General features: G+C 67.8%; 17 protein-coding genes and 2 pseudogenes. 11 read left to right on the top strand and 8 right to left on the bottom strand.

What is annotated here, in order from left to right; all coding sequences use genetic code 11:
• Positions 1 to 109 precede the first annotated feature (109 nt).
• Complete coding sequence (locus tag HWX08_RS18960; protein WP_174920234.1) at positions 110 to 883, bottom strand: AraC family transcriptional regulator; 774 nt, start codon at positions 881 to 883, stop codon at positions 110 to 112.
• A gap of 98 nt (positions 884 to 981) precedes the next feature.
• On the opposite strand from HWX08_RS18960, the gene HWX08_RS18955 reads away from it, so the two are divergent.
• The 4 genes from HWX08_RS18955 (at position 982) to HWX08_RS18940 (ending at position 5721) form a co-directional block, all read left to right on the top strand.
• Positions 982 to 2436, top strand: coding sequence for an efflux transporter outer membrane subunit (locus HWX08_RS18955; protein ID WP_174920236.1), 1455 nt, complete (start codon positions 982 to 984; stop codon positions 2434 to 2436).
• Between the two features lie 47 nt (positions 2437 to 2483).
• Entirely contained in the window at positions 2484 to 3602 is a 1119-nt protein-coding gene (locus tag HWX08_RS18950) for an HlyD family secretion protein (RefSeq protein WP_174920238.1), read from the top strand.
• Entirely contained in the window at positions 3599 to 5191 is a 1593-nt protein-coding gene (locus HWX08_RS18945) for a DHA2 family efflux MFS transporter permease subunit (RefSeq protein WP_174920240.1), read from the top strand. The genes HWX08_RS18950 and HWX08_RS18945 overlap by 4 nt, the downstream gene beginning before the upstream one ends.
• A 125-nt stretch (positions 5192 to 5316) precedes the next feature.
• Positions 5317 to 5721 carry a peptide ABC transporter ATPase gene (locus HWX08_RS18940; protein WP_174920242.1) on the top strand — a complete coding sequence of 135 codons (405 nt, stop codon included), beginning with the start codon at positions 5317 to 5319 and terminating at the stop codon, positions 5719 to 5721.
• A 162-nt stretch (positions 5722 to 5883) separates the two neighbouring features.
• Here the strand turns inward: HWX08_RS18940 and HWX08_RS18935 are convergent, their stop codons facing one another.
• Positions 5884 to 7563 carry a tetratricopeptide repeat-containing glycosyltransferase family protein gene (locus HWX08_RS18935; protein ID WP_244122720.1) on the bottom strand — a complete coding sequence of 560 codons (1680 nt, stop codon included), beginning with the start codon at positions 7561 to 7563 and terminating at the stop codon, positions 5884 to 5886.
• 1325 nt (positions 7564 to 8888) lie between these two features.
• On the opposite strand from HWX08_RS18935, the gene HWX08_RS18930 reads away from it, so the two are divergent.
• Entirely contained in the window at positions 8889 to 9557 is a 669-nt protein-coding gene (locus HWX08_RS18930) for a MarC family protein (protein WP_069258984.1), read from the top strand.
• A gap of 178 nt (positions 9558 to 9735) precedes the next feature.
• On the opposite strand, the gene HWX08_RS18925 is transcribed toward HWX08_RS18930, so the two are convergent.
• The 5 genes from HWX08_RS18925 to HWX08_RS18905 form a co-directional block, all read right to left on the bottom strand.
• Positions 9736 to 10587 (bottom strand): ion transporter, encoded by an 852-nt coding sequence (locus HWX08_RS18925; protein WP_174920244.1) that lies wholly within the window; start codon positions 10585 to 10587, stop codon positions 9736 to 9738.
• 180 nt (positions 10588 to 10767) lie between these two features.
• A complete protein-coding gene (locus tag HWX08_RS18920; RefSeq protein ID WP_069258985.1) occupies positions 10768 to 11577 on the bottom strand; it encodes a TlpA family protein disulfide reductase in 810 nt (269 codons plus the stop codon).
• A 511-nt stretch (positions 11578 to 12088) separates the two neighbouring features.
• Positions 12089 to 12985 (bottom strand): LysR family transcriptional regulator, encoded by an 897-nt coding sequence (locus tag HWX08_RS18915; RefSeq protein ID WP_174920246.1) that lies wholly within the window; start codon positions 12983 to 12985, stop codon positions 12089 to 12091.
• 76 nt (positions 12986 to 13061) lie between these two features.
• Entirely contained in the window at positions 13062 to 13766 is a 705-nt protein-coding gene (locus HWX08_RS18910; protein ID WP_174920248.1) for a cysteine hydrolase family protein, read from the bottom strand.
• 358 nt (positions 13767 to 14124) lie between these two features.
• Positions 14125 to 15129, bottom strand: coding sequence for a hypothetical protein (locus HWX08_RS18905; RefSeq protein ID WP_174920249.1), 1005 nt, complete (start codon positions 15127 to 15129; stop codon positions 14125 to 14127).
• A gap of 433 nt (positions 15130 to 15562) precedes the next feature.
• Here HWX08_RS18905 and HWX08_RS18895 point away from each other — a divergent pair.
• The 3 genes and pseudogenes from HWX08_RS18895 to HWX08_RS18885 all read left to right on the top strand — a co-directional run.
• A pseudogene (locus HWX08_RS18895) lies at positions 15563 to 16158 on the top strand (ShlB/FhaC/HecB family hemolysin secretion/activation protein); the annotation flags it as partial.
• A 249-nt stretch (positions 16159 to 16407) separates the two neighbouring features.
• Positions 16408 to 16707 carry an ArsR/SmtB family transcription factor gene (locus HWX08_RS18890; RefSeq protein ID WP_107310757.1) on the top strand — a complete coding sequence of 100 codons (300 nt, stop codon included), beginning with the start codon at positions 16408 to 16410 and terminating at the stop codon, positions 16705 to 16707.
• Positions 16708 to 16727: 20 nt separating this feature from the next.
• Positions 16728 to 18080: a pyridoxal phosphate-dependent decarboxylase family protein gene (locus tag HWX08_RS18885; protein ID WP_107310758.1), complete on the top strand. Its 1353-nt coding sequence runs from the start codon at positions 16728 to 16730 to the stop codon at positions 18078 to 18080.
• Positions 18081 to 18083: 3 nt separating this feature from the next.
• Here HWX08_RS18885 and HWX08_RS18880 read toward each other — a convergent pair.
• Positions 18084 to 18263, bottom strand: a pseudogene (locus HWX08_RS18880) (LysR family transcriptional regulator); the annotation flags it as partial.
• Between the two features lie 7 nt (positions 18264 to 18270).
• Here HWX08_RS18880 and HWX08_RS18875 point away from each other — a divergent pair.
• The 3 genes from HWX08_RS18875 (at position 18271) to HWX08_RS18865 (ending at position 21962) form a co-directional block, all read left to right on the top strand.
• Entirely contained in the window at positions 18271 to 18546 is a 276-nt protein-coding gene (locus tag HWX08_RS18875) for a M20/M25/M40 family metallo-hydrolase (protein ID WP_244122719.1), read from the top strand.
• A gap of 119 nt (positions 18547 to 18665) precedes the next feature.
• Positions 18666 to 19133 carry a cupin domain-containing protein gene (locus tag HWX08_RS18870; RefSeq protein ID WP_069258994.1) on the top strand — a complete coding sequence of 156 codons (468 nt, stop codon included), beginning with the start codon at positions 18666 to 18668 and terminating at the stop codon, positions 19131 to 19133.
• Between the two features lie 327 nt (positions 19134 to 19460).
• Positions 19461 to 21962, top strand: coding sequence for a GH92 family glycosyl hydrolase (locus tag HWX08_RS18865; protein ID WP_174920251.1), 2502 nt, complete (start codon positions 19461 to 19463; stop codon positions 21960 to 21962).
• Positions 21963 to 22008: the final 46 nt, after the last annotated feature.

Raw genomic sequence — 22008 nt, 5'->3', positions numbered from 1 at the left:
CGCGTGGCGCCGGTGTCGTGCGATGCCGCTACTGTAGCGAGCGGCCGGTCGCGCCGCGCGCGCAGGGCGGCGCTCGATCGTCGCAAAACGGACAGCGGGACGGTGCGGTTCAGCGCCGCGGGAAGTATTCGCTCGGCGGCACGCCGAGAGCCTTGCGGAACATCGCCGCGAACGCGCTGGGGCTGTCGTAGCCGTGTTCGAGCGCGAGTTCGAGGATCGGCGTGCCGGCCGCCAGACGCGGCAGGCTCAGCAGCAGGCGCGCATGGCGGCACCACGCACCGTGCGTCATGCCCGTTTCGCGCTTGAAGGTGCGAGCGAGCGTGCGTTCGTTCATGTGGGCGTCGCGCGCCCACGACTGCAGCGTCACGGCCGACGACGGTTCGTTGATGAGCCGCGTGCACAGCGTGGCGAGCGCCGGATGGCGCGGCATCGGCACGTGCAGGGACAGCAGCGGCGCGATTTCGATTTCGTCGAGGATCAGCGCGAGCACGCGACCCGCGCGATGCGCGAGGTCGTAGTCGGCCGGCAGTTCGCTCGCGGTCACGATCAGCTCGCGCAGCAGCGTGCCGACCGCGATCACACGGCATTCACGCGGCAGGCTCGGCCGTACCTCGTGCGCGACGAACACGGTGCGCATCTGCACGTCGCCCGCCATCCGGATTTCGTGCTGCGTGCCGCCCGGCACCCAGACCGCGCGCCCGGTCGGCACGACCCAGCTGCCGGCGTCCGCATGCACGAGCATCACGCCGGAGATCGCGTGAATCAGCTGGCCATGCCGGTGCGAATGCGGCGGGTACGCGATGCCGGCCGCCGCATCGGACGCGACGACGGCGATCTGCTTGTGCTTGTCCTTGCGCTCCAGCGCGCTGAAAAATTGATCCACGTGTCCTTTTCTCGACGACGAATGCGCTTTGCGCGCGAGATCGACCGAATGGGTCGAAATTACCATAGGCCCATCGTTTGTTCGACTGCCCTTGCACGATGCCCGCCTCGTCCCGTCCTCCGGTTTTCTTCCGTTCGTCCGCCGCCGCCGCGTTGCTGAGCGCCGCGACGCTCACCGCCTGTTCGGTCGGCGATCCGTATCGTCCGCCCGCAACCGATACGGTGCGTACGGCCCCGTTCGACGCGGCGGCCGATGCGCCCGTCGCGTCCGGCGGCGCGCTGCCCGACCGCTGGTGGCAGCTGTTCGACGATCCGACGCTCGACGCACTCGTGCGCGAAGCGCTCGCGCAGAACCGCGATCTCGCGGTGGCCGCGGCGCGCGTGGCGCGTGCGCGGGCCGTGCTCGACGAAGCGGGCGCCGCGCGGTTGCCCGACACCACCGCCGGCTTCGGCGTCGACTACGGCAAGCACGCGCCCGACCAGATCGTCGCCAGTGCGAAGGGCACCGATGCGCATACGCGCGGGGGTTTCGCGCCGTCGTTCGCGGTGTCGTGGGAAGTCGATCTGTGGGGGCGCGTCGGCCATCTCGTCGATGCCGCGCGCGCCGATTCGGAAGCCGTGCAGGCGGCATCGGATGCGATGCGCGTCGCGGTGGCCGCCGAGACGACGGCCGCGTATGCGCAGGCGTGCGCGTACGGCGAGCGGATCGACGTGGCCGAGCGCTCGGTCGCGATCGCAGACCGCCTCGCCGCGCTGACCGCGCGGCAGCGTGCGCATGGTCTCGTGTCCGATCTGGAGGTCGCGCGATCGCGCGCGTTCGCCGATGATACGCGCGCCGAACTGTTGCCGCTCGCTGGCGCGCGCCGCGCTGCGCTGTACGAACTGGCCGTGCTGACCGGACACGCGCCCGGCGCGATTCCGGACGCGGCTGCGCGTTGCCGCGCGACGCCGACGCTCGCGCGGCCGTTTCCGGTCGGCGACGGCGCCGCGCTGCTCCGGCGCCGGCCCGATCTGCGCGAAACGGAGCGCCGGCTCGCCGCGTCGAACGCGCGGATCGGCGTCGCGACGGCCGAGCTGTATCCGTCGATCGTGCTCGGCGGGTCGGTGAACTGGCTGTCGACGACCGGCGATCCGTCGTCGCTCGGCGACAAGTACGCGATCGCGTGGGGCGTCGGGCCGCTGATCACCTGGCGTTTCCCGAATCTCGCGGCGAGCCGCGCGCAGCTCGCGCAGGCCCGCGCGGACGATGCCGCCGCGCGGGCATCGTTCGATGCGCAGGTGCTGCGCGCGCTGAAGGAAACCGAGCAGGCGCTCGCACGCTATGGCGCCGAGTGGCGCCACAAGGCCGCGCTCGACACCGCGCGCGCCGAGCATGCTCGCGCTTACCGGCTCGCCGAACTGAATTACGACGCGGGCGCGCTGGATTTTCTCGGCGTGCTCGACGCGCAGCGCAGCCTCGTCGCGGTCGATGCGGCGCTGGCCGCGTCGACGCAGCAGGTCGCGCTCGATCAGGTGGCCGTCTTCAAGGCACTGGGGGGCGGCTGGCAGCGCTAGCCGGCCGTTCGTGAATCCGCACGCACTCAACCAATCCGATTCCCATCATGAGCACCACAGCCGTACCCGAGAAATCCGCCCGTTTCGCACGGCGCCACTGGATCGCCGTCGGCGCCTTCGTCACCGTCATCGTGCTTGCCGGGTTCGGCTGGCGCTGGTGGACGGTCGGCCGCTTCATCGAGCACACCGACGACGCCTACGTACGCGCCGACATCGTGACCGTCAGCCCGCGCGTGGCCGGCTATGTCGCACACGTGGCCGTCGACGACAACCAGCCGGTGAAGCGCGGTGACGTGCTGGTCACGCTCGACGATCGCGACTATCGCGCGAAGCTCGACGATGCGCAGGCGGCCGTCGCCGCGGCCGAGGCGACGCTGCAGGCGGAGGAAGCCGCCGCCGCGACGCTCGACGCGCAGGTCGGCCAGCAGCGCAGCGTGATCGCGCAGGCGCAGGCCGACGCGGCCGCCGCGCGTGCGGAAGCCGCGCGGCGCGATGCCGATGCGGTGCGCTACAAGCAGTTGCTCGCCGAGGCGGCCGCCAGCGGGCAGCGCTGGGAACAGGCGCACGCCGATGCGCTGAAGGCGCGCGCGGAACTTGCCCGCGCGAGCGCGGCCGTGCACGCACAGGACGACCAGCAGACGGTGCTGCGCCGGCGCCGTGCGCAGATCACGGCCGCGATCGAGCAGGCGCGTGCGCGGCTCGCGGCATCCCGCGCGAAGCTCGCGCTCGCGCAACTGGATGTCGAGCACACGGCGATCCGCGCGACCCGCGACGGCACGATCGGCCAGCGGGCGGTGCGGGCAGGCCAGTACGTCGAGGTCGGGATGCCGCTGCTCGCGGTCGTGCCGCTGCGCGACGTGTACGTCGTCGCGAACTTCAAGGAGACGCAGCTCGGCGCGATGCACGACGGGCAACCGGTCGAGATCGACGTCGATACCTACTCGGGCCGCACGCTGCATGGCCGCGTGCTCGGGCTCGCACCGGGCTCGGGCGCCGAATTCGCGCTGTTGCCGCCCGACAACGCGACCGGCAATTTCACGAAGATCGTGCAGCGCGTGCCCGTGAAGATCCGCCTCGATGCGCCGCCGTCCGGCCTCGTGCTGCGGCCCGGCATGTCGGTGATCGCGCGCGTCGACACGCGCGGCGCGCCGGGAGCCGGATCGTGACGGCCGCAACCGGGCAGCCCGGGCAGGCCGCGCACGACGAAACCGTCTCGCTGCGCGCGTGGGTCGCGGTGCTCGGCGGTGTGTTCGGCTGCTTCATGGCGGGCATGAACGTGCACGTGACGAACGCGTCGCTGCCCGACATCCGCGGCTCGCTGGGCGCGAGCTTCGAGGAAGGTTCGTGGATCTCGACCGCGTACCTCGTCGCCGAGATCGTCGTGATTCCGCTCACCGGCTGGCTCGTGCAGGTGTTCTCCGCGCGCCGGGTGCTGCTCGTCGGCGCGACGGGATTCCTCGCGTTCTCGATCGCATGCTCGGTCGCGCCGACCATCTCGTCGATGATCGTCGCGCGTGCGTTGCAGGGCGCGTTCGGCGGCGTGCTGATTCCGCTGTCGTTCCAGTTGATCGTCACCGAGCTGCCGCCGTCGAAGCATCCCCTCGGCATGGCACTGTTCGCGGTCGCGAACAACGTTGCGCAGGCGGCGGGGCCGTCGCTCGGCGGCTGGCTCACCGACATGTATTCGTGGCGCTGGATCTTCTATCTGCAGATTCCACCCGCGATCGCGCTGATCGCAGCGATCGCGTGGGCGATCCGCCCGGTGCCCGTGCAGTTGTCGAAGCTGCGTCAGGCGGACTGGTTCGGGATCGCGACGATGGCGCTCGGCCTCAGCGCGCTGCAGATCGTGCTGGAGGAGGGCGGGCGCAAGGACTGGTTCGCGTCCGACCTGATCGTCGAGCTGTCGATCGTCGCGGTGGCGGGGCTCGTCGCGTTCGTCGCGATCGAGCTGCGGCGCAAGGAGCCGTTCATCAACCTGCGGCTGCTCGGCCGCTACAACTTCGGGATCGCGAGCCTGATGCAGTTCCTGTTCGGTGCGGTGGTGTTCGGCGTCGTGTTTCTCGTGCCGAACTACTTCGCCGAGCTGCACGGCTACAGCGCGCGCGACATCGGCCTCGCGATGATCCCGTACGGGATCGTGCAGTTCGTGATGTCGTTCCTCACGCCGCCGCTGATGCGCCGCACGAGCCCGCGCGCGACGATCGTGTTCGGCTTTGCGCTCGTCGCGGCCGGCTGCCTGATGAACATCCACCTGACCGCCGACGCCGCGTCGAACGTGATCGTGCCGTCGCTCGTCGTGCGCGGGATCGGGCAATCGCTCGTCGTGATCGCGCTGTCGGTGATGGCGGTCGACGGGATCGAGAAGGCGCAGCTCGGCTCGGCGTCCGGCGTGTTCAACATGGTGCGCAACGTCGGCGGCGCGATCGGCATCGCGGTGGCGAGCCAGATCGTCGTCGAGCGGCAGAAGCTGCATGCGATGCGGATCGGCGAGGCCGTGTCGCCGTTCTCGGACGCGTTTCAGGAACGCATGGCGATGCTGGCGCGGCTGCTTGCGCGCATGCACGTGCCGCGAGCCGACGCGTTGCCGGGTGCGTCGACCGGCGGCGTGCACGAACTGGCGCTCGCGCTCGTGAACCAGCGCGTGATGCGCGAGGCGCTGCTGATGGCGTACAGCGATACGTTCCTGATCGCGGGTATCGCGATGGCCGGATGTACGGCGGCGGCGTTCGCGTTGAGGGCGAAAAAGAAAGCGTGACGGATCGGGCGCCCGACTGGGAAGCCTGACATACCTGACAGGCGATGACTTCCCGCAATGGGCGTATCGTGCATGCGGCGCGCGCGAGGTCGTTCTCCCGCGCCCATCACCATGAGGAGCGTGGCATGTCGAAGGACGATTCCCTGCGGGGACAGATCAAGGAGCAGGCGCAGGACGCGGATCGCCACAACCTGGCGCGGCCCGCCGCGAATGGCGCGCTGTGGGCGCGCGGCCTCACGACGCAACGGGTCGCCGACCTGTTCAGGACCCTGCAGGGGTTGCAGGGGCACTGGGTGCAGTTGCAGAACGAGGTCAACGCCGGGAATCGCTATTTTTACGGCGTGCAGAACGGCAGCGTGACGACCGAGGAAGGCAAGGCGCTGATTCGCTGGATCGCCAACGCGGTCGTGAGCGCCGCCGGCGATGCGAAGTTCGACTTTCCGCTGCAGCAACTGCGCTTCACCGCCGACATGGGGTGGCTCAAGCTTCAGCGTGTAGAGGGGCGTGTGATGGTGTTTTCGCGGCCGTAGGACGGCCGCCAACCGTCCACTGCCCACCGTCGATCGGGCGGCGCGGGAAGCCGCTTGATCACGAGCGAGTGGGGATGTCGCCAGAGCGCGCGCCGACCGTCGACACGATCAAGCACGCCAGATGCGGGCGACCGAGCCGCGTGGTCACGGGCCGGATGCTCTTTATCGCGGCTTCGGTGTGCACATGTGCGTGGTCCGGCAATCGGACGATACGACGGTTGCCGCGCCGTCCGGGTGCGCGCGTCGGCCGACGAGATGCCGAAGATCCACGGCCACCTCGTCGAGTACGGGCCGCCAGTCGGCGAATGCCTGCTGCCGATACAGCACCGCGCCCGGATAGAACGGGCTGTCACGCCGATCATGCTGCCAGACCCAATGCGGATTCGCATCGAGCAGCACCCACGTGGACTGGCCGAGCGCGCCGCTCAGGTGCGCGACCGACGTGCAGACGGTGATCACCAGATCGAGTGCGCCGACGAAGGCTGCGGTGTCGTCGAGCGTCTTCCATTCGCGTGTCATGTCGATCACGTCGAACCCGGCCGCTTTGGCGGCTTCGACGTCGTGCTGCGTGCCCGGTTGCAGCGAGTAGAACGCGACGTCCTTCTGCATGCCGGCGAACGCATCGGCATAGCGCTCGAGCCCGACCTGGCGGAAGCGATTCCGCTGAGGGTCGAGGCTGCCCGTCCACGCGAGGCCGACCTTCAACCGCTTTTCGCCGGACAGCGCGTGGCGCCACGCGTCGGTGGCCGCGGCATCCGCACGCAGGTAACGCGCGGACGTGGCGAAGGCATCCGCATCGACGCCAAGTCGCCACGGGATGCTCGTCAGCGGCAGTTCGTAGTCGAAGGGGGGCAGATGTTCGATGCGGGTGCCGGTGTCGAACACGTCGGCGTGATCGCCGAGGCTGCGCTCGATCAGCGCGCCCATCTGCGGAATGGCATGCCACACGAGCCGCCCGCCTTCGCGACGCACGCGCTTCGCGAGCAGCGGAACGAAGCGGCTGAACTGCAGGACGTCACCGATGCGCTGTTCGTCCCATACGAGCAGCGTCTTTCCGGCAAGCGATTCGCCGCACCAGCGCGGCCGCGCAAACTCGGGCAGCGTGTCGCGCAGTTCCCCCGCGCCGTGCCGGTGCGCGTCGTAATCGGCCCATCCTGAAGCGAAGTCGCCACGTGCGAGCCGGAGAAGCGACAGGTTGTAGCGATGTGTCGAGTCGTGCGGATCGAGGACGCACGCGCGTTGCGCGTACTGCTCGGCTTCTTTCCACCGTTGCGCTTCCTTGAGCGCGGCGGCCGCGTTGCCGGCGGCCAGCGGGCAGTCCGGTGCGAGCGTCACCGCGCGGGTGGCCGCACGCAGTGCGCCGTCCAGGTCGAAGCGGTTCAGGCGTGTGATGACCGCGTGGGTCCACGCCCGCGCGTCGTGCGGGGCGTCGTCGAGTGCGCCTTCGATGAATGCGTGTTCCAGATCGGGATCGCCGTCCGACAGCCGGATCGCGAGCGCGAGATTGTTCTTCAGCGACGGCCACGCGGGCGCGAGCTCGAGCGTCCTGCGATACGGCACGATCGCTTCCGCGTGACGCCCGGCCATCTGAAGGGCATACCCGCAATTGAACGCCGCCGCCGGTGATGCGGGATGCTGTTGCCAGTGCATGGCCGCGAGCTCGGCGGCACGTGCGGGATCGCCGCGCTCGATCAGCGTTTGCGTGGCGGCGGCGACGGACTCGTCGAGCCTGCCGGGCGCGGCCTTCGCGTGGTTCGATACGGCGTGCGCGGCATCGCCGACTTCGTTCGGAAGACGAGGAATGTCGGCAAGCGTGGGCATGTCGTGCGGGGTGATCTGCATGTGAGGTCGCTCCGGAAAGCCGTCGCGCGTCGGAGGCGATCGGCGGCATCGTGAATCGAGGGAGGCTGACGAAACTTCGCAATGCGGAGCAGGTTGCCGGATGACATCGCGAGATGTCGCGCCGGTTGCGGCGGAAGACCCGGTGCCTCGATGCACTCCACTTTAGGCGGCGGCATCCGGCAATTGAATAGGACAAGTTCTAAACAAGTTGATATATGAATCGAACTCGTACTGAACGAGTGCGCGTATCGCCGGACGGCCCTGTCGGGAAAGCGCGCGTAGGCCCGGTCTGATTCATGCGTGCTGCGGGATCGATGACCGACCTCTCTGACGGAGATCCGTGTCGTCTGCGCTCTTGACGAGACAGGCGGCCGGAACGCTCCGCCTGCGATCGATCGGGCGCGCAAATGATGAACGATGCGCAGGCGTGCGATGCCGAGCGGTGAAGTCGCATGAACGTCGACGCGAGCGTCGCGCACGTGGCCGATGAAATCTTGCGGAATAGGACCAGGCTGATTGTGCGGGCGCCACCTGTTCTTCGACAATACGCAGGTCGGGTGACCGCATGGTATGTGCCCGACACCTCGTATCCGAAGCATGTCTTCGTTCAATGCGCTGCCCGGTTTCGGGCAGCGTCTTTTTTTCGGCGGTATGGGCGCGCCGATCGAACCGACATCGCGATGCGTGGCGCGCGGACAGGCGCGGATGCGTTGCGGCGACCGGAGGGCTCGGCCGCTTTTCGTTTGCATCGGAATCGTTCCAGCGTGCGATTGCTGACGTGCGTCGACCCATCGCAGAATCAGTCTGGTCCGATTGGTTGTGACGATCATTCAGGCTAAATTGAACAGGTGTGGTGTCGGTCGGGCTTCGGCGGCGACCGTTGGGCCCGGTCGCAGTCATGCTATTCATTGATAGCGCTACTCCCAACGCTGCCTCATGCGAGCGCCGAGGATTTCCGGTGCCACACGCTTCATTCGCAGGTGCGGTGGCCTGCGTGATGCAACGGCGCGTGCGTTGCCGAAGGCGTTCTAGCGGCAGCCGGAGCGGGCCGCCGAACACACCTTTTCCGTCTACGCCGACAACCGTCAGACAAAATCCTGGATACCCGCGAGGCGGGATTGCCCCGCAGATCGCACGACGCTCACGTCGTCCGCAAAATCAGACCCGACTGATTTTCCGCGGACCCGGCTTCATCGACAATCGGGGTTCTGCGGGCCGGCGCGCTTCCGCGCGTGCCGGATTCTGGAGGTATGTCCGTTTGGCGGCCGGTCTCTTTGACCGGTCGCTTTTTTCTTCCCTGTCCACTATCGAGGAGCACGATCGCGATGCCGGTCGACCGCCTGATTCCTGAAATCCTGTTCGGCTTTACCGGTCTGATGGGCATCATCAATCCTGTCGGCATGGCGTTCGTGTTTCTCGAGCGCACGCAATCGCTGACGGAGACCGAGCGTGCGACGCTGTCGAAAAAGCTCGCCACCAACGTGTTCTTCACGCTGCTCGTGATCTTCTTCATCGGGGCGCCGGTGTTGAATTTCTTCGGGATCTCGATGGAGGCGCTGCGAATCGGCGGCGGCTTCGCGGTGGCCGTGGCCGGCTGGTCGATGCTCAACGCGCCGGACGTACCGGGCGGCGACAGCGCCACGCATGGCGACGATTTTCCGAGGCTGATGGCGCGCGCGTTCTTCCCGCTCACGGTGCCGCTGACGATCGGCCCCGGCTCGATCGCGGCCGGCATTGCACTGCACGCGAACCGTACGCGCACGGTCGCCGACTATGTGGCGTCGGGCGTGGTGTCGGTGGCGGTCGCGGCGCTCGTCGCGTTCGCGATCTGGCAGATCTACAGCCGCGCGACGACGCTCGCGCGTTATCTCGGCAGCGAGGGGACGAAAGTGGCGATGCGGGTGTCGGCGTTCCTGCTGCTGTGCGTGGGCGTGCAGATCATGCTGACGGGGCTGGCGGCTTTCGCGCAGATGCTGGGTGGCCAGGTGAAGTGACGCGGCGATAGCGCGCGTGCGTGCGGTGGGTGGAAAGAAGCCGGGCCGAACCATGGAGGGTTCGGCCCGTTGCGTTACAGCAGTTTCGCCTGAACGCGCGCGATTCCCTGCTGCGCACGGGCTTCATCGAGATGGACGCCCGGCGCGTCGCCCACGCCGACCGCGCCGACCGCACCGATCACTTCGTCGCCTGCTCGCCGCCTGCGTCGGCATCCGGCGCATTGCGCACCGGCAGCGCGACACCGCAATGCGGGCAGCACGGCTCGTCGCCGATGGCCGGCCGCGTGTTGGCGCGCGTGCGCTCCAGTGCCGATGCAACCAGCTCCGCGCCCATGATCCCGGTGGGAAACGCAATGATCCCGTAACCGAGCAGGATCGCGCACGACGTGATGAGCCGGCCGAGCGGCGTATGCGGCGTCAGATCGCCGTAGCCGGTCGTGCTCATCGTCACGGCTGCCCAGTACACGCCCACCGGAATGCTCGTGATGCCGTTCTCCGGCCCTTCGATGAGGAAGATCAGCGTGCCGAGGATCACCACCAGCACGAACATCCCGCCGATGAACACGAAGATCTTGCGCCGCGCGCGGGTCAGCGCGCGCATCAGCATCTGCCCTTCCTCGAGGTAGATCGACAGACCGAGGATGCGGAACACGCGCAACAGCCGGAGCAGCCGGACGTCGATCAGCGCATGCAGGCCGGGGAAGAAGAATGCGAGGTAGGTCGGCAGGACCGACACGAGATCGACGATGCCGAAGAAACTGCGCGCATAGGCGGCCGGCTTCGGCGCGGAAAGCAGCCGCACCAGATATTCGACGGTGAACAGCAGCGTGAACGCCCATTCGGCCGCATAGAGCGCGTGGCCGTACCGTTCGTGCAGGTCGTGCACGCTGTCGGCCATCACGACGAGCACGCTCGCGACGATCAGTGCGAGTACCGCGATGTCGAGGTTGCGAAGGAACGTGGGGCGGCGGGCGCAATGCGCGGCGGCGTCGCGCAGCGCGCCGAAAGTGGACTGGATCTGCGTCATCATGCGCCGGAGTTTACGGCGCGCATCCGGCACGGCCAATCGGACCTGTCCGATTTCGGCGTCGCGCTTGCCGCTGCGCCGATCGAGCTTCACGCATGTCGCGCGTTCATCTGCCGGCACGTCGTGCGGCCCGGCTGGCCGCGGCGGTGATGCGCGTTGCCGCTGCCCCTCGACCGGCGCGCGTTACTGGCCGAAGCGATCCGCCACGGCGTCTTTCAGCCGCGCGGCGGTGATCTCGCCCATGTGCGATTCGACGAGGTTGCCTTGCGCGTCGAAGAAGAGCGTCGTCGGCAGCCCGCGCGAGCCGTACGCTTTCATCGCGTGCAGCGTGCGATCGAGCAGCACGTGATCGAACCGCAGCCCTTTCTGTTCGAGGAACGCGCGCACCGTTTGCGCGTCTTCGCCCTGATTGACCATCAGCACCGTCATTCCCGGATGATCCTGCTGCGCTTGTGCGAGGATCGGCATTTCGCGCTGGCACGGCGGGCACCACGTCGCCCACAGGTTCACGACGATCGGCTTGCCCGCGAAGCGTTGCGCCGGCACGGGCGTCGCATCGAGCGCTTCGAGCTGCAGCGCGGCGAGCGGCGGCGCGCCGTGCTGCAACGTGGCCAGCGTCCCTTGCGCGATGCCCCATGCGGCGAGGCCCGCGAGCATCCCGGCCATCACCGGGCGACGCAGCGCGGGCAGGCGGCGCAGGCGCCAGCCCGCGAACACGATCGCGGCCGCGACGCCGATGCGCCAGTCGAAGCCGCCGTCGCCGAGCGCGACGATCGAGCGCGGCGCGGCGGCGTACTCGCGCCACCACTGCGCGACGTAGCCGAACCGCGCGGCGAGCAGGCCGAGCAGCAACGTATCGAGGACGAGGCTCGATGCGGTCTTGTGATGTCCGTCGGGCGGCCGGCGCTGGAGGAAACGGGCGACGAGCCACGCGAGCAGCGCGGCGACGGCTACCGCGACGACGCGGATCGAGAAGGGACCAATGCTCAGCATGTGAAAGGGCGGGACGTATTCGAGCGGGGCTGGAGAAGGGATTGTCCGCCATGGCGGCGAAGCCGTCGACGGTCGTGCGGCGATTCGACAGGTCGCCGCGTATGGGGTTCCCGTCGCGAACGTAACGGTGCGTTGCGAATGCGACGGAGGCGTCAGGCTCGGGACGCCGTGATTTTCATGCATCGGGCTGCAAATCAGACCGGTCCGATGGTCAGCGGAATCGCGTTCGTCAACAATACCTGTACCGGTCCGGAGTGGTGTCCGCCGGTATCCCGGACAGGGATCTCTCCTTGACGGCCGCCCCCTCCCCCCGGGCGGCCGATTTTTTTTCTTCATGCGTGCGGGTGTGGCCGCGAACCGACCCCGATCGGCCGATTCAACGGAATGGCACCGCTGCCGGATGTGCGCACCGGGCGTTCACTCGCGCATTGCACGCCGCGCGGCTGGTGACGGACGAGCGATTTCGATGGAAGACGCACATCGACGGAGCCGGCGCGAACGCGCCGCCGCGTCATGCGTGTGCGTCGTAAAGCGTTGCGACGAAATCGACGAACGCACGCACCTTGGGCGGCACGTGCCGGGATTTCGGATACAGCGCGTAGTAGCGGCGCTTCGCCAGCGTGTGGCCGGGCAGGATCGGGACGAGCCGCCTGTGCGCGATGTCGTCGCGCACCGTGTGGTGCGTGAATGCGCCGATGCCGAGCCCGGCGATCACGGCCGCATGCAGCGCGGTGATCGCGTCGATGCGCAGCGGGCCGTCGAGCCGGACGGTGACGGGCGCGCCCTTCGGCGGCGTGACGCGCCAGCTCGTTCGGTCGTCGCTGCCGCTGTAGGCGAGCAAGTCGTGTTTCGCGAGCTGCACGGGTGTGCGCGGCAGGCCGCGACGCGCGACATAGTCGGGCGACGCGACGAGAATTTCATCCGATATCGCGAGCGTTCTCGCGACGAGGTCGGAATCCGGCAGGCCGCCGCTGATGCGCAGCGCGACGTCGAACCCTTCGCCGATCAGGTTGACGAAGCGGTCGCTGCACGAGACGTCGAGCTGGATGTCCGGGTACGCGCGGCGGAATGCGGGCAGCCACGCGGGCATTTCCAGCGTGCCGACCGACAGCGGCATGCTGACGCGCAGCACGCCCGACGGCTGGCCGGGTGAGTCGGTCACGTCTTCCGATGCCGCCGCGACGCGCTCCAGGATGTCCACGCACGCGTCGTAGTAGCGCTCGCCGGCCGCCGTCAACGAGAAATTCCGCGTGTTACGGTTGACGAGTTGCACGCCGAGGCTCGCTTCGAGCAGCTTCAACTGGCGCGATACGGTCGAATGGGTCGTGTCGAGGCGATCGGCTGCGGCCGAGAATCCCCTGGATTCGACCAGGCATCGATAGACGCGCATCGCGAGCAGTTGATCCATGGCGGGTTCCGATGCGTGGTCAGGACGGTTTCCGGATTCGCCGCGCCGGCCCGGGCAGGCGCGGCATGGCGGGCGATCAGCGCAGCGGCAGCGCGAGGATGTCGGCGGTCGTCTTGACGTCGCCGAACGTGTCTTCGATCTCGGCAAGCGCGGCACGGTGCAGCGTGTCCTTGTCGATCGATTCGCCGTTCGCGCGGACGATGGCGCGCGTGGCGGACGCGTCGGATGCTACCACGACGTTGTAGCCGAGCGGCGCGGCATCGCGGGCGGCACCGGCGACGCACGCGTGCGTCATCAGGCCCGCGACGACCAGCGTCTTGACGCCGTCCGCCTTGAGGCGCTTGTCGATATCGGTGCTCGCGAACACGCTGACCGTTTCCTTCTGCACGACGGTGTCGTGGGCACGCGGCTTCATCTCCGGAATGAACTCGACGGTCTTGCCGCCAAGCGCGAACAGCGGCGAGCCGGCCAGCGCGATGTGCTGCACCTGGTAGACGCGCATGCCGTTGCGGTCGGCGAAATCGATCAGCCGCTTCGTGTTGGCCATCGCCTGTTGAACGTCGGCGATCGGCATCTTGCCGTTCAGGTATTCGTTCTGGAAATCGATGACGACGAGCGCGGTCGTCTTCGGATCGAGATGATCGATCGGCTGCGCACCGGCCATCGCGCGGATCGTCGGTGTGGCGGGCAGGCCGGCGGCGGCTTCGGCGGTCGGCAGCATGGTGGCGGCCGATGCGATTACCGCATAGCGGGCGAAGCTGCGAATCGAGAAGGAAAACATGAATGTACTCCTGAAGAAGTGTCGAGTGGTTCGAACTATAGGGAGATCGGGTCGAGATCGCGTCTGCGCGAGGGGAACATCTTCTGTGCAGATTCCGTGCAGATCGAGAATCGTGCGAGGCCAGAGGGGAACAGGACGGAACGGGCAGCCGGTGACGCGAACAGCACATCAGGCGGCCGTTCGTCGATGCGTCAGGCGATGGTAAGACGCCGCGTAGTCCGGGTCATTCGGCCCGGGCCGATTCAGGCGGGTATTTGCGTAGGACGAGGCTTGGCGCGTATCGGAAAGCGGGCAGGCGCGAGCCCGGGCGACGCGGCCGCCGCGTAACGGCGCGACTGTATGCTCGTGCTGCTGCCCGTCACGGGCGGTTTCCCGATGCCGCCTCGCCAAGCCGATACGCGGTGAAGAACTCGTACCACGGCGACCCTTGCGCGACCGGTATGTCGAGCGCGGTCGTGCGCTGCTTCAACGCGCCGAATACGTCGTTGATACGCGCCGTCTGCCCCGCATCGTTGAACGGATAAGGCCGCGCGCGGCCGGCCGCGAACGCGCCGTACGCGATCGCGAGCAGGCGCGCGCGGTCGTCGGTCGACGCGATCGATCCGTTGATCGCTTCGGCGAAGCGCGGCCGGTCTTCGGTGCGCGATCCGGCGAGGCACAGGTACACGATCGCCGACAGTTCGTGCAGATCCTTCACGCGCAGCAGCTCCGGCAGCCGCGCGACGATCCGCTCGACCGGTTCGTCGCGCAGCGCATCGCCGAAGTCGAGCACGGCGCTCATCGGATTCGTGTCCGTTTTCAGGCGATCGAGCGGCGGTGCGGCCGACGTGCCGGCGCCGTCCGGTGCTGCAGCAGCCGCAGACCGCAACGCGTCGGCCACCTGCTGCGTCCATTCGGGAAAGATCATCCGCACGTTGCCGAACTGCTCGCCGCCTTCCGCCGCCGGATTCCATCGATACACGATCGTGCCGCCGCGAATGAACGGCGAATACAGGTGCTCGGGCGTTTGCGGCAGCGGCCGCCGGTTGACCGGCAGCCATGCGAGCGTCAGCCAGTCGTAACGGCCGGTGGCGGGGACCGAAGGGCTCGAACTCGCGACGACCTGCCACGTGCCGCGATTCGCATAGCGGCGCCGCGCGTCGGGCACCGCGACGGTCCGGCCTTTCGCGGTGTCGAAGTCGGTCGTGCCGGTCACGTTCGTGCCGCTGTCCGCGGCCGGCGCGATGGTGGAGATGACCCACGATGCGCCGTCCGCCGAACGGTAGTCGGACGGCTTCAGCGTCGCGACGTCGTGCACCATGCGCGTTTCCGCCGCGACGGGGCTCGGGGGGAGGTTGGCGGGCGCGGCCAGGATGCTCGGCATCGGATGTCCTCGGAATCGGGTGCGTATCGTCGAGCGGGGACGACACGCGGCGGCTCGGATCGTTCGGGTAGTTGTATGTCACTGTAGAACGTCGCGGCCGTAAACGGAAACCGGCTGCGCGGCGCAGCCCGTTTACGCGTTGCGCCGCTTCGGCTTGCCATGCGCGTCCTGGGCCGGCGACGCATACCGGGCGGAAGCGCACATGACCGACACGACGGGCATCGCCGAACACGGGACACAGGTCGCCGGCAATGGATCGGCGGGCCGGCAAGCCGGGGCACGATCCGCAAAACGCTCGCGATGTCGACCGTCGGCGACGCGCTGGCGGCGATCGTGTCGGCCGCGCGCCCGAACGCCGCCGCGCCTTTCCTTTCACTCTGCTAGACTTTTTCGCTCATCGCTGCCATCCGGGCTGCGCCATGCCCGGTTTATCCTCGAATTCGGCCTGACCGATCGCCACTATTTCGGCAACGCGCAGTTCGACGGGACGCTTGCGTACCGGCAGGGCATCGGTGCGTTCGGCGCGCAGGACGACAGCCTTGCAGGCGACGGCGACCAGACCTACCGCTACAAGATGGCCGTGCTGGACGCGAACCTGTCGGTGCCGTTCGCGATCGGCAAACAGCCGTTCCGCTATGTCGGCACGTTCCACGGCCTGTACACGGGTAACACGCTGCACTACATCGACGACCTGACGATCGGTAGCCGCTACACGGTGCGCGGCTTCGACGGGGAAACGATGCTGGCCGCAGCACGCGGGTTCTACTGGCGCAACGAGCTACAGGCACCGATCGGGCAAACCGGGCAGGCCGTCTATGCGGCATCGACTACGGCCGCGTGTGGGGCCCGCAGCCGGTCACACTCGTCGGCACGCAACTGGCGGGTGCCGTGATCGGCGTGAAGGGCAGCGTCGCGACCCGATTGGGCGCCTACGGTTACGACCTGTTTGCCGGTACACCGGTCTACAAGCCGTCCGGATTCCCGACGGCACGAGTGACAGTGGGTTTTCAGGTCACCGCACAGTTCTGATGACGGACACACACTCCGATACCCGGCCTGCTATCGACGGAGAGGGCACTGGCCGGGATCGTCGCGATCCCGGTCAGCGCGGTCGCTTGTGAGTATCGGAACCCCGGAACTGTCGTAGCCGCCGACGCGTAAAGAAGTCACTTTCCCTGGGTGCACGCATAGCGACCGTCGTGAAAACTCCTCGCCAAACCGATTGCCTACATTTCGTCATTTAGCTAATATTCGAAACGTTCAACCCATCCCGAACCCATGGACGACGTCACCCGCATCAGCGCACTGGCCAACGAAAGCCGCCTGGCCGTGATGCGCTGGCTCAAACAGCCGCGCAAGCATTTTCCGCCGCAGCCGCACGGCGACTTCGACGAGCTCGGCGTGTGCTGCACCTACATCACCGACAAGCTCGGCATCGCGCCGGCCACCACCACGCGCCACATGCGCATCCTCGCGGATGCCGGGCTCGTGCAGGCGACCCGCGTCGGCAAGTTCACGTACTACAAGCGGATCGACGGCGCGTTGCAGCAGCTCGGCCGCGATCTCTCGCAACTCTGACTCCTACCGAGGCAACCGACATGGACGAACTTGCATTGCTGGCCGACGCCGACCGGCGTGCGCACGCGTATCTGGCCACGACGAACGAACGGCGCGCGTTTCCCGACGCGGCCGCGCTGGCCGGTCTCGCGGCGTTCGACGAGCCGCTGCCCGATACGGGCCGCGCCGCCGCCGACGTGCTGCGCCTGCTCGACGAACGCGGCACGCCCGCGACGGTCGCGTCGAACGGCCCGAACTACTTCGGCTTCGTGATCGGCGCCGCGCTGCCGGCCGCGGCAGCGGCCGAGCGGCTGATGCTCGCGTGGGACCAGTGCGCGTCGTCGTATGCGAATTCGCCGGTCGCCGCGACGATCGAGCGCCAGGCCGCCCGCTGGGTCGTCGACGTGCTCGGGTTGCCCGAAGGCAGCGCGGTCGGCTTCGGCACGAGCGCGACGGCCTGCACGCTCGTCGCGCTGGTGGCCGCACGGCGCGCGCTGCTCGCGCGCAAGGGCTGGGATGTCGACGCGGACGGCCTGATCGGCGCGCCTGAAGTGAAGGTGGTGATTTCCGAGCTTGCGCACATCACGGTGAAGAAGGCGCTGCGCGTGCTCGGCTTCGGGATGAAACGCGTCGTGGTCGCGCCGGTCGACGCGCACGGCCGTATCGACCCGGCGCAGTTGCCGCCGCTCGACGACATGACGATCCTCTGCGTGCAGGCCGGCGAAGTGAACACCGGCGAGTTCGATCCGTTCGCGGCGCTGATTCCGCCCGCGAAGGCGGCCGGTGCGTGGGTGCACGTCGACGGCGCGTTCGGCCTGTGGGCCCGCGCATCGTCGAAGCGCGCGCTGACGGACGGCATCGACGGCGCGGACAGCTGGACGACCGACGGCCACAAGTGGCTCAACACGCCGTACGACGGCGCGATGGTGATCTGCCGCGACGCGGCCGCGCTCGCGACCGCGATGAACAGCGACGCCGTCTACCTGAGCGGCGCGCAGGACGCGCAGAAGAACCTGAATCTCGAATTCTCGCGGCGCGCACGCGGCATTCCCGTGTGGGCCGCGTTGCGCTCGCTTGGCCGCGCCGGCGTGGCCACGATGGTCGAGCGGCATTGCGCGCAGGCCGCACGGATCGCGGACGGCCTGCGAGCCGCCGGCTACGACGTGCTGAACCGCGTCGTGCTGAACCAGGTGCTCGTGCGGGCCGGCACCGACGACGAAACGGCGGCGATCCTCGCGGCCGCGCAGGCGTCGGGCGACGTGTGGTTCGGTGCGACGGTGTGGCAAGGGCGGCCGGCATTCCGGATCAGCGTATCGTCGTGGCGCACCGAGGACGCGCACATCGATCGTCTCGTCGCATTGCTGACGGAGCTGCGCGGCACGCATGTGCGCTGAGCGTCATGCATGGTCGGTTCCCGAGACGGTTGCGGTTGCAACCTTCAGGCACTCGATGAAATGCAGCGCGGCGACCGTCGGCAACGCATGCCGCCGCATCACGATCGCGGCCGTCGGCGCAGGCATCGGCTCGGCGAGATCCAGCGCGACGATGCCGCGTGACTAGCGTTCGACGTCGGCGAGCGTGTAGGTGCAGACGATCGCCGAATACGAGCCGGTGGTGTTCGATGCGAAATGCGTCGAGCGCGTGCGGCGGGCAACAGCTGCCGCCGGCTGTCCGTACATGGAGATGTGCAGCGGCGCGGGGCACGACGCGGTGAACCTGTCGTTCGTCGCGCCTTCCGCGACGGTGTTCGTGCCATGCAAGGCCGGTTTGAATCACACCGAAGCGGAAGATGCCGATCCGGCGCACCTCGCGCAACGCGCGACGGTGCTGGCGAACCTGCTGGCCGATTGCGCGCGCTAGCTGTGCGCGACAACGGGGCACGCGGCGCATCCGCAAGCGTGAAAATATCGGACAATGGCCGCTGCGCGCGCCGCGCCGGCGCAGCATCCGACCGAAACATTCACACTTGCGAGATCCCCATGTCGACCCCCTTCCCCCGGGAACTGCTGAAGGCCGCCGATATCGCGAAGATGGAACCGACGCGCGCGGTGCATTCGCTGAATCCGAATGCCGTGCGTCTGAAGCGACAACTCAGCGACCTGACCGGCCTGACGCAATTCGGTGTGCACCTGCTCACGCTGATGCCCGGCCACGAATCGGCCGAGTATCACCGTCACCTGTACGAAGAAGAGTTCGTGTACGTGCTGTCCGGCACGGGCGCGGTCACGATCGGCGAGCGCACCGATGCAATCGGGCCCGGCGATTTTCTGGGCTTTCCGCGCGGCGGCGAAGCGCATACGGTGCAGAACACCGGCGATGCGCCGCTGGAGCTGCTCGTCGGCGGGCAGCGGCTCGAACACGACGTCTGCGAGTATCCGCGAATCGGCAAGCGGCTTTATGTCGCCGGCGAACTCGAAGCGTATGTCGATTTGCCGAAGCAGCCGTAATGGCCAAGCGCGTATCCAGCATCCATTCCGCATAAAAACTGAATCAATCGCCTTTTGTTTAGATAAACAAAATAAAAATTCGTAAAAACACGGGGTAGAGAAAACACGATCATTTGGGCACGCTTGTGCCCGTTGTCCGTTCGTGGGTGTCGGTATGTCCGACCTGTCGGCGCGTCTTTTTTCGGGCAGTCGAATGCGGAAATAAGTACACGTGCCCGGCATTTTCGACCGATCGATCGCGAACGCATCCAGTCGCAAAAGATTCCTGATCAAAAGCTCAGTAGTTCGAACCAACAGCTTGATTCAAGAGCGAAACGGAGACAGGCGATGCCGAGGAACTGGGGGTTGGGAACGGCGCTGCTGGCGCTGTGCGTCGCGGTGACGTCGTGCGGCGGCGACGCGGATTCGCCGTCGAGCGCGAGCCTGTCGAACATGGCTCAGGCGCAGGGCAATCGAGACGGCAACGGAAGCGGAAACAGCAGTAACGGCAACAACGGAAACGGCAACAACGGAAACGGCAACAACGGAAACGGCAACGACGGCAGCACCGCACCGGAAAAGAACGCCGACATCCGCGTCGCGCAATACGTCAATCCGTTGATCGGCACCGACTACGCGACCGACCAGCCGGCCGACCCGGTGGGCTCCGGGCTGGGCGGCGGCACGTTCCCGGGGCCGACGCTGCCGTTCGGGATGATGCAATGGAGCCCGATGACGCCAACCGCGCAATACGACGGGAGAAAAGGCGACGGCTCCGGTTTCTCCGGCGGCTATTGGTACGGCGACACGTCGATCACGGCATTCAGCGTCCTGCACCTGAGCGGCACCGGCTGCTGGTCGAACGGCGGCTACCTGAACGTGATGCCGCAGCTTTCACCCGGCGACGCCGGCACGGCGGCCGCCTTCGACCATGCGAACGAAACGGCGCAGGCCGGCTACTACGGCGTCACGCTCGCCAACGGCATCAAGGCCGAACTGACGACGACATTGCGCACCGGGTTGGCGCGCTTCACCTTCCCCGCGCTGAAGCAGGGCCAGGAGGCGACGATCGCACTCGATCCGACCGTGCAGAACAACCGGTCCCAGGGCTCGACGAACGACACGATCACGCAGCAAGGCGATCGCGCGCTGTCGGGCACGATCGCGGGCAGCGGATTCTGCTGGGCAGGGCATGCGGTGCCGCTGTACTACTACGCGGAATTCAGCCGGCCGTTCGCGACGAAGCCGACGCTCGCGAAAAACAGCCCGGTCGCGCTGACGTTCGCGGTCGACCGCCGGCATCCGGCCGTGACGATGAAGCTCGGCATCTCGTTCGTCAGCGAAGCGAACGCGAAGAAGAACCTCGATGCCGAGAACGGCGGCGGCGACGCGCAAGGCAACGCGAACGGGCATTTCGACAAGGTGCGCGCGGCGGCGAGCGATGCATGGAACGCGCGCCTGAACGCGATCCAGGTGACGGGCGGCAGCGATGCCGACAAGACGAAGTTCTACACCGCGCTGTATCACGCGTCGCTGCACCCGAACGTGTTCAACGACGTGAACGGCGAGTATCCGGACTTCTACGCGTCGAACGGTGCACCGGCCGCGCCGACCCGCCGGGTCGACAAGGGGCGCACGATGTACGCGAACTTCTCGGGCTGGGACATCGACCGCGCGTTCATCCAGTTGCAGGCGCTGCTCGATCCGGTGCGCACGAGCGACATCGTGCAGTCGCTGGTGCTCGATGCGAAGGCGTGCGGCGCGTTCCCGCGCTGGGCGTACTTCAATACGGAGACGGCCGTGATGCCGGGCGATGCGGGCTCGATCATCGTCGCGAACGCGCATGCGTTCGGCGCGACGAATTTCGACACGCGGGCGGCGCTGTCGATCATGAGACGCAGCACGGCGCCGGGCGCCGCGTGCGCCGGCACGCCGGTGATGGGCAGCCGCGCGGACTACGACCGGCTCGGCTACGTACCCGCGTCGGGCAGCGGCGACAACCAGACCGCGTCGAACACGCTCGAATACGCGGTGCGCGACTTCGCGGTATCGCGCTTCGCGGCAGCGCTCGGCGATGCGGCGACGGCCGGCACGCTGCTGAAATCGAGCGGCAACTGGCGGAACCTGTTCGACCAGGGCGCGATTCGACCGAAGACGTCGGCCGGCGCGTGGGTCACCGACGGCTCGGGCTTCATGGAAGGCAATGCCGAGCAATACACGTGGTACGTGCCGCACGATCTCGCGGGCGTGGTCGCGCAGGCAGGCGGTGCGGCACCGGTCGTCAAGCGGCTCGACACGTTCTTCACGCACCTGAACATCGGCACCGAGCAGCCGTACTTCTACGTCGGCAACGAAGTGACGATGGCCGTACCGTGGGTCTATGCGTGGGCCGGCGCGCCGTCGCATACGCAGCGCGTGCTGCACGCATCGCTCGCGAACGAGTTCGGCGCCGGCGCGGCTGGCTTGCCCGGCAATGACGATCTCGGCGCGGTGTCGGGCTGGTACGTGTGGGCCGCGCTCGGCCTCTATCCGGTCGTGCCGGGCGTGAGCGGCGTCGCGGTGTCGAGCCCGCAGTTCGAGAAGATCGACGTGCGCGTCGGGCAGCACGACGGCGGCTACCGTCTGCTGCACATCGTTGCGCCGGGGGCCGGTTCCGCCGATACCGCGTCGTTCTACGTGAAGTCGCTGGCGCTGAACGGCGTGTCGTGGCCTGGCGCATGGCTGCCGCTTGCGCAGATCGCGAAGGGCGCGACGCTGTCGTATGCGATGACCGCGGATGCGAGCGCGACGACGTGGGGCACCGACGCATCCGCGATGCCGTCGTTCCCGCAGGCGGCCGGCGCGCCGTAACGGGCGTGAAGATCAACGAGCGGTTCTTGCCGGCAGGATCGACGCC

Source organism: Burkholderia metallica (assembly GCF_902832845.1).
In the GTDB taxonomy this organism is placed as follows: Bacteria; Pseudomonadota; Gammaproteobacteria; order Burkholderiales; family Burkholderiaceae; genus Burkholderia; species Burkholderia metallica.
This window is presented reverse-complemented; position numbering and strand designations above follow the sequence as displayed.

Excerpts from the sequence above, each read along its gene's own strand:
- HWX08_RS18955 (WP_174920236.1), top strand. The coding sequence starts at position 982 with ATGCCCGCCTCGTCCCGTCCTCCGGTTTTCTTCCGTTCGTCCGCCGCC.
- HWX08_RS18950 (WP_174920238.1), top strand. The coding sequence starts at position 2,484 with ATGAGCACCACAGCCGTACCCGAGAAATCCGCCCGTTTCGCACGGCGC.
- HWX08_RS18940 (WP_174920242.1), top strand. The coding sequence starts at position 5,317 with ATGTCGAAGGACGATTCCCTGCGGGGACAGATCAAGGAGCAGGCGCAG.
- HWX08_RS18935 (WP_244122720.1), bottom strand. The coding sequence starts at position 7,563 with ATGCAGATCACCCCGCACGACATGCCCACGCTTGCCGACATTCCTCGT.
- HWX08_RS18930 (WP_069258984.1), top strand. The coding sequence starts at position 8,889 with ATGCCGGTCGACCGCCTGATTCCTGAAATCCTGTTCGGCTTTACCGGT.
- HWX08_RS18925 (WP_174920244.1), bottom strand. The coding sequence starts at position 10,587 with ATGATGACGCAGATCCAGTCCACTTTCGGCGCGCTGCGCGACGCCGCC.
- HWX08_RS18920 (WP_069258985.1), bottom strand. The coding sequence starts at position 11,577 with ATGCTGAGCATTGGTCCCTTCTCGATCCGCGTCGTCGCGGTAGCCGTC.
- HWX08_RS18915 (WP_174920246.1), bottom strand. The coding sequence starts at position 12,985 with ATGGATCAACTGCTCGCGATGCGCGTCTATCGATGCCTGGTCGAATCC.
- HWX08_RS18910 (WP_174920248.1), bottom strand. The coding sequence starts at position 13,766 with ATGTTTTCCTTCTCGATTCGCAGCTTCGCCCGCTATGCGGTAATCGCA.
- HWX08_RS18905 (WP_174920249.1), bottom strand. The coding sequence starts at position 15,129 with ATGCCGAGCATCCTGGCCGCGCCCGCCAACCTCCCCCCGAGCCCCGTC.
- HWX08_RS18890 (WP_107310757.1), top strand. The coding sequence starts at position 16,408 with ATGGACGACGTCACCCGCATCAGCGCACTGGCCAACGAAAGCCGCCTG.
- HWX08_RS18885 (WP_107310758.1), top strand. The coding sequence starts at position 16,728 with ATGGACGAACTTGCATTGCTGGCCGACGCCGACCGGCGTGCGCACGCG.
- HWX08_RS18870 (WP_069258994.1), top strand. The coding sequence starts at position 18,666 with ATGTCGACCCCCTTCCCCCGGGAACTGCTGAAGGCCGCCGATATCGCG.
- HWX08_RS18865 (WP_174920251.1), top strand. The coding sequence starts at position 19,461 with ATGCCGAGGAACTGGGGGTTGGGAACGGCGCTGCTGGCGCTGTGCGTC.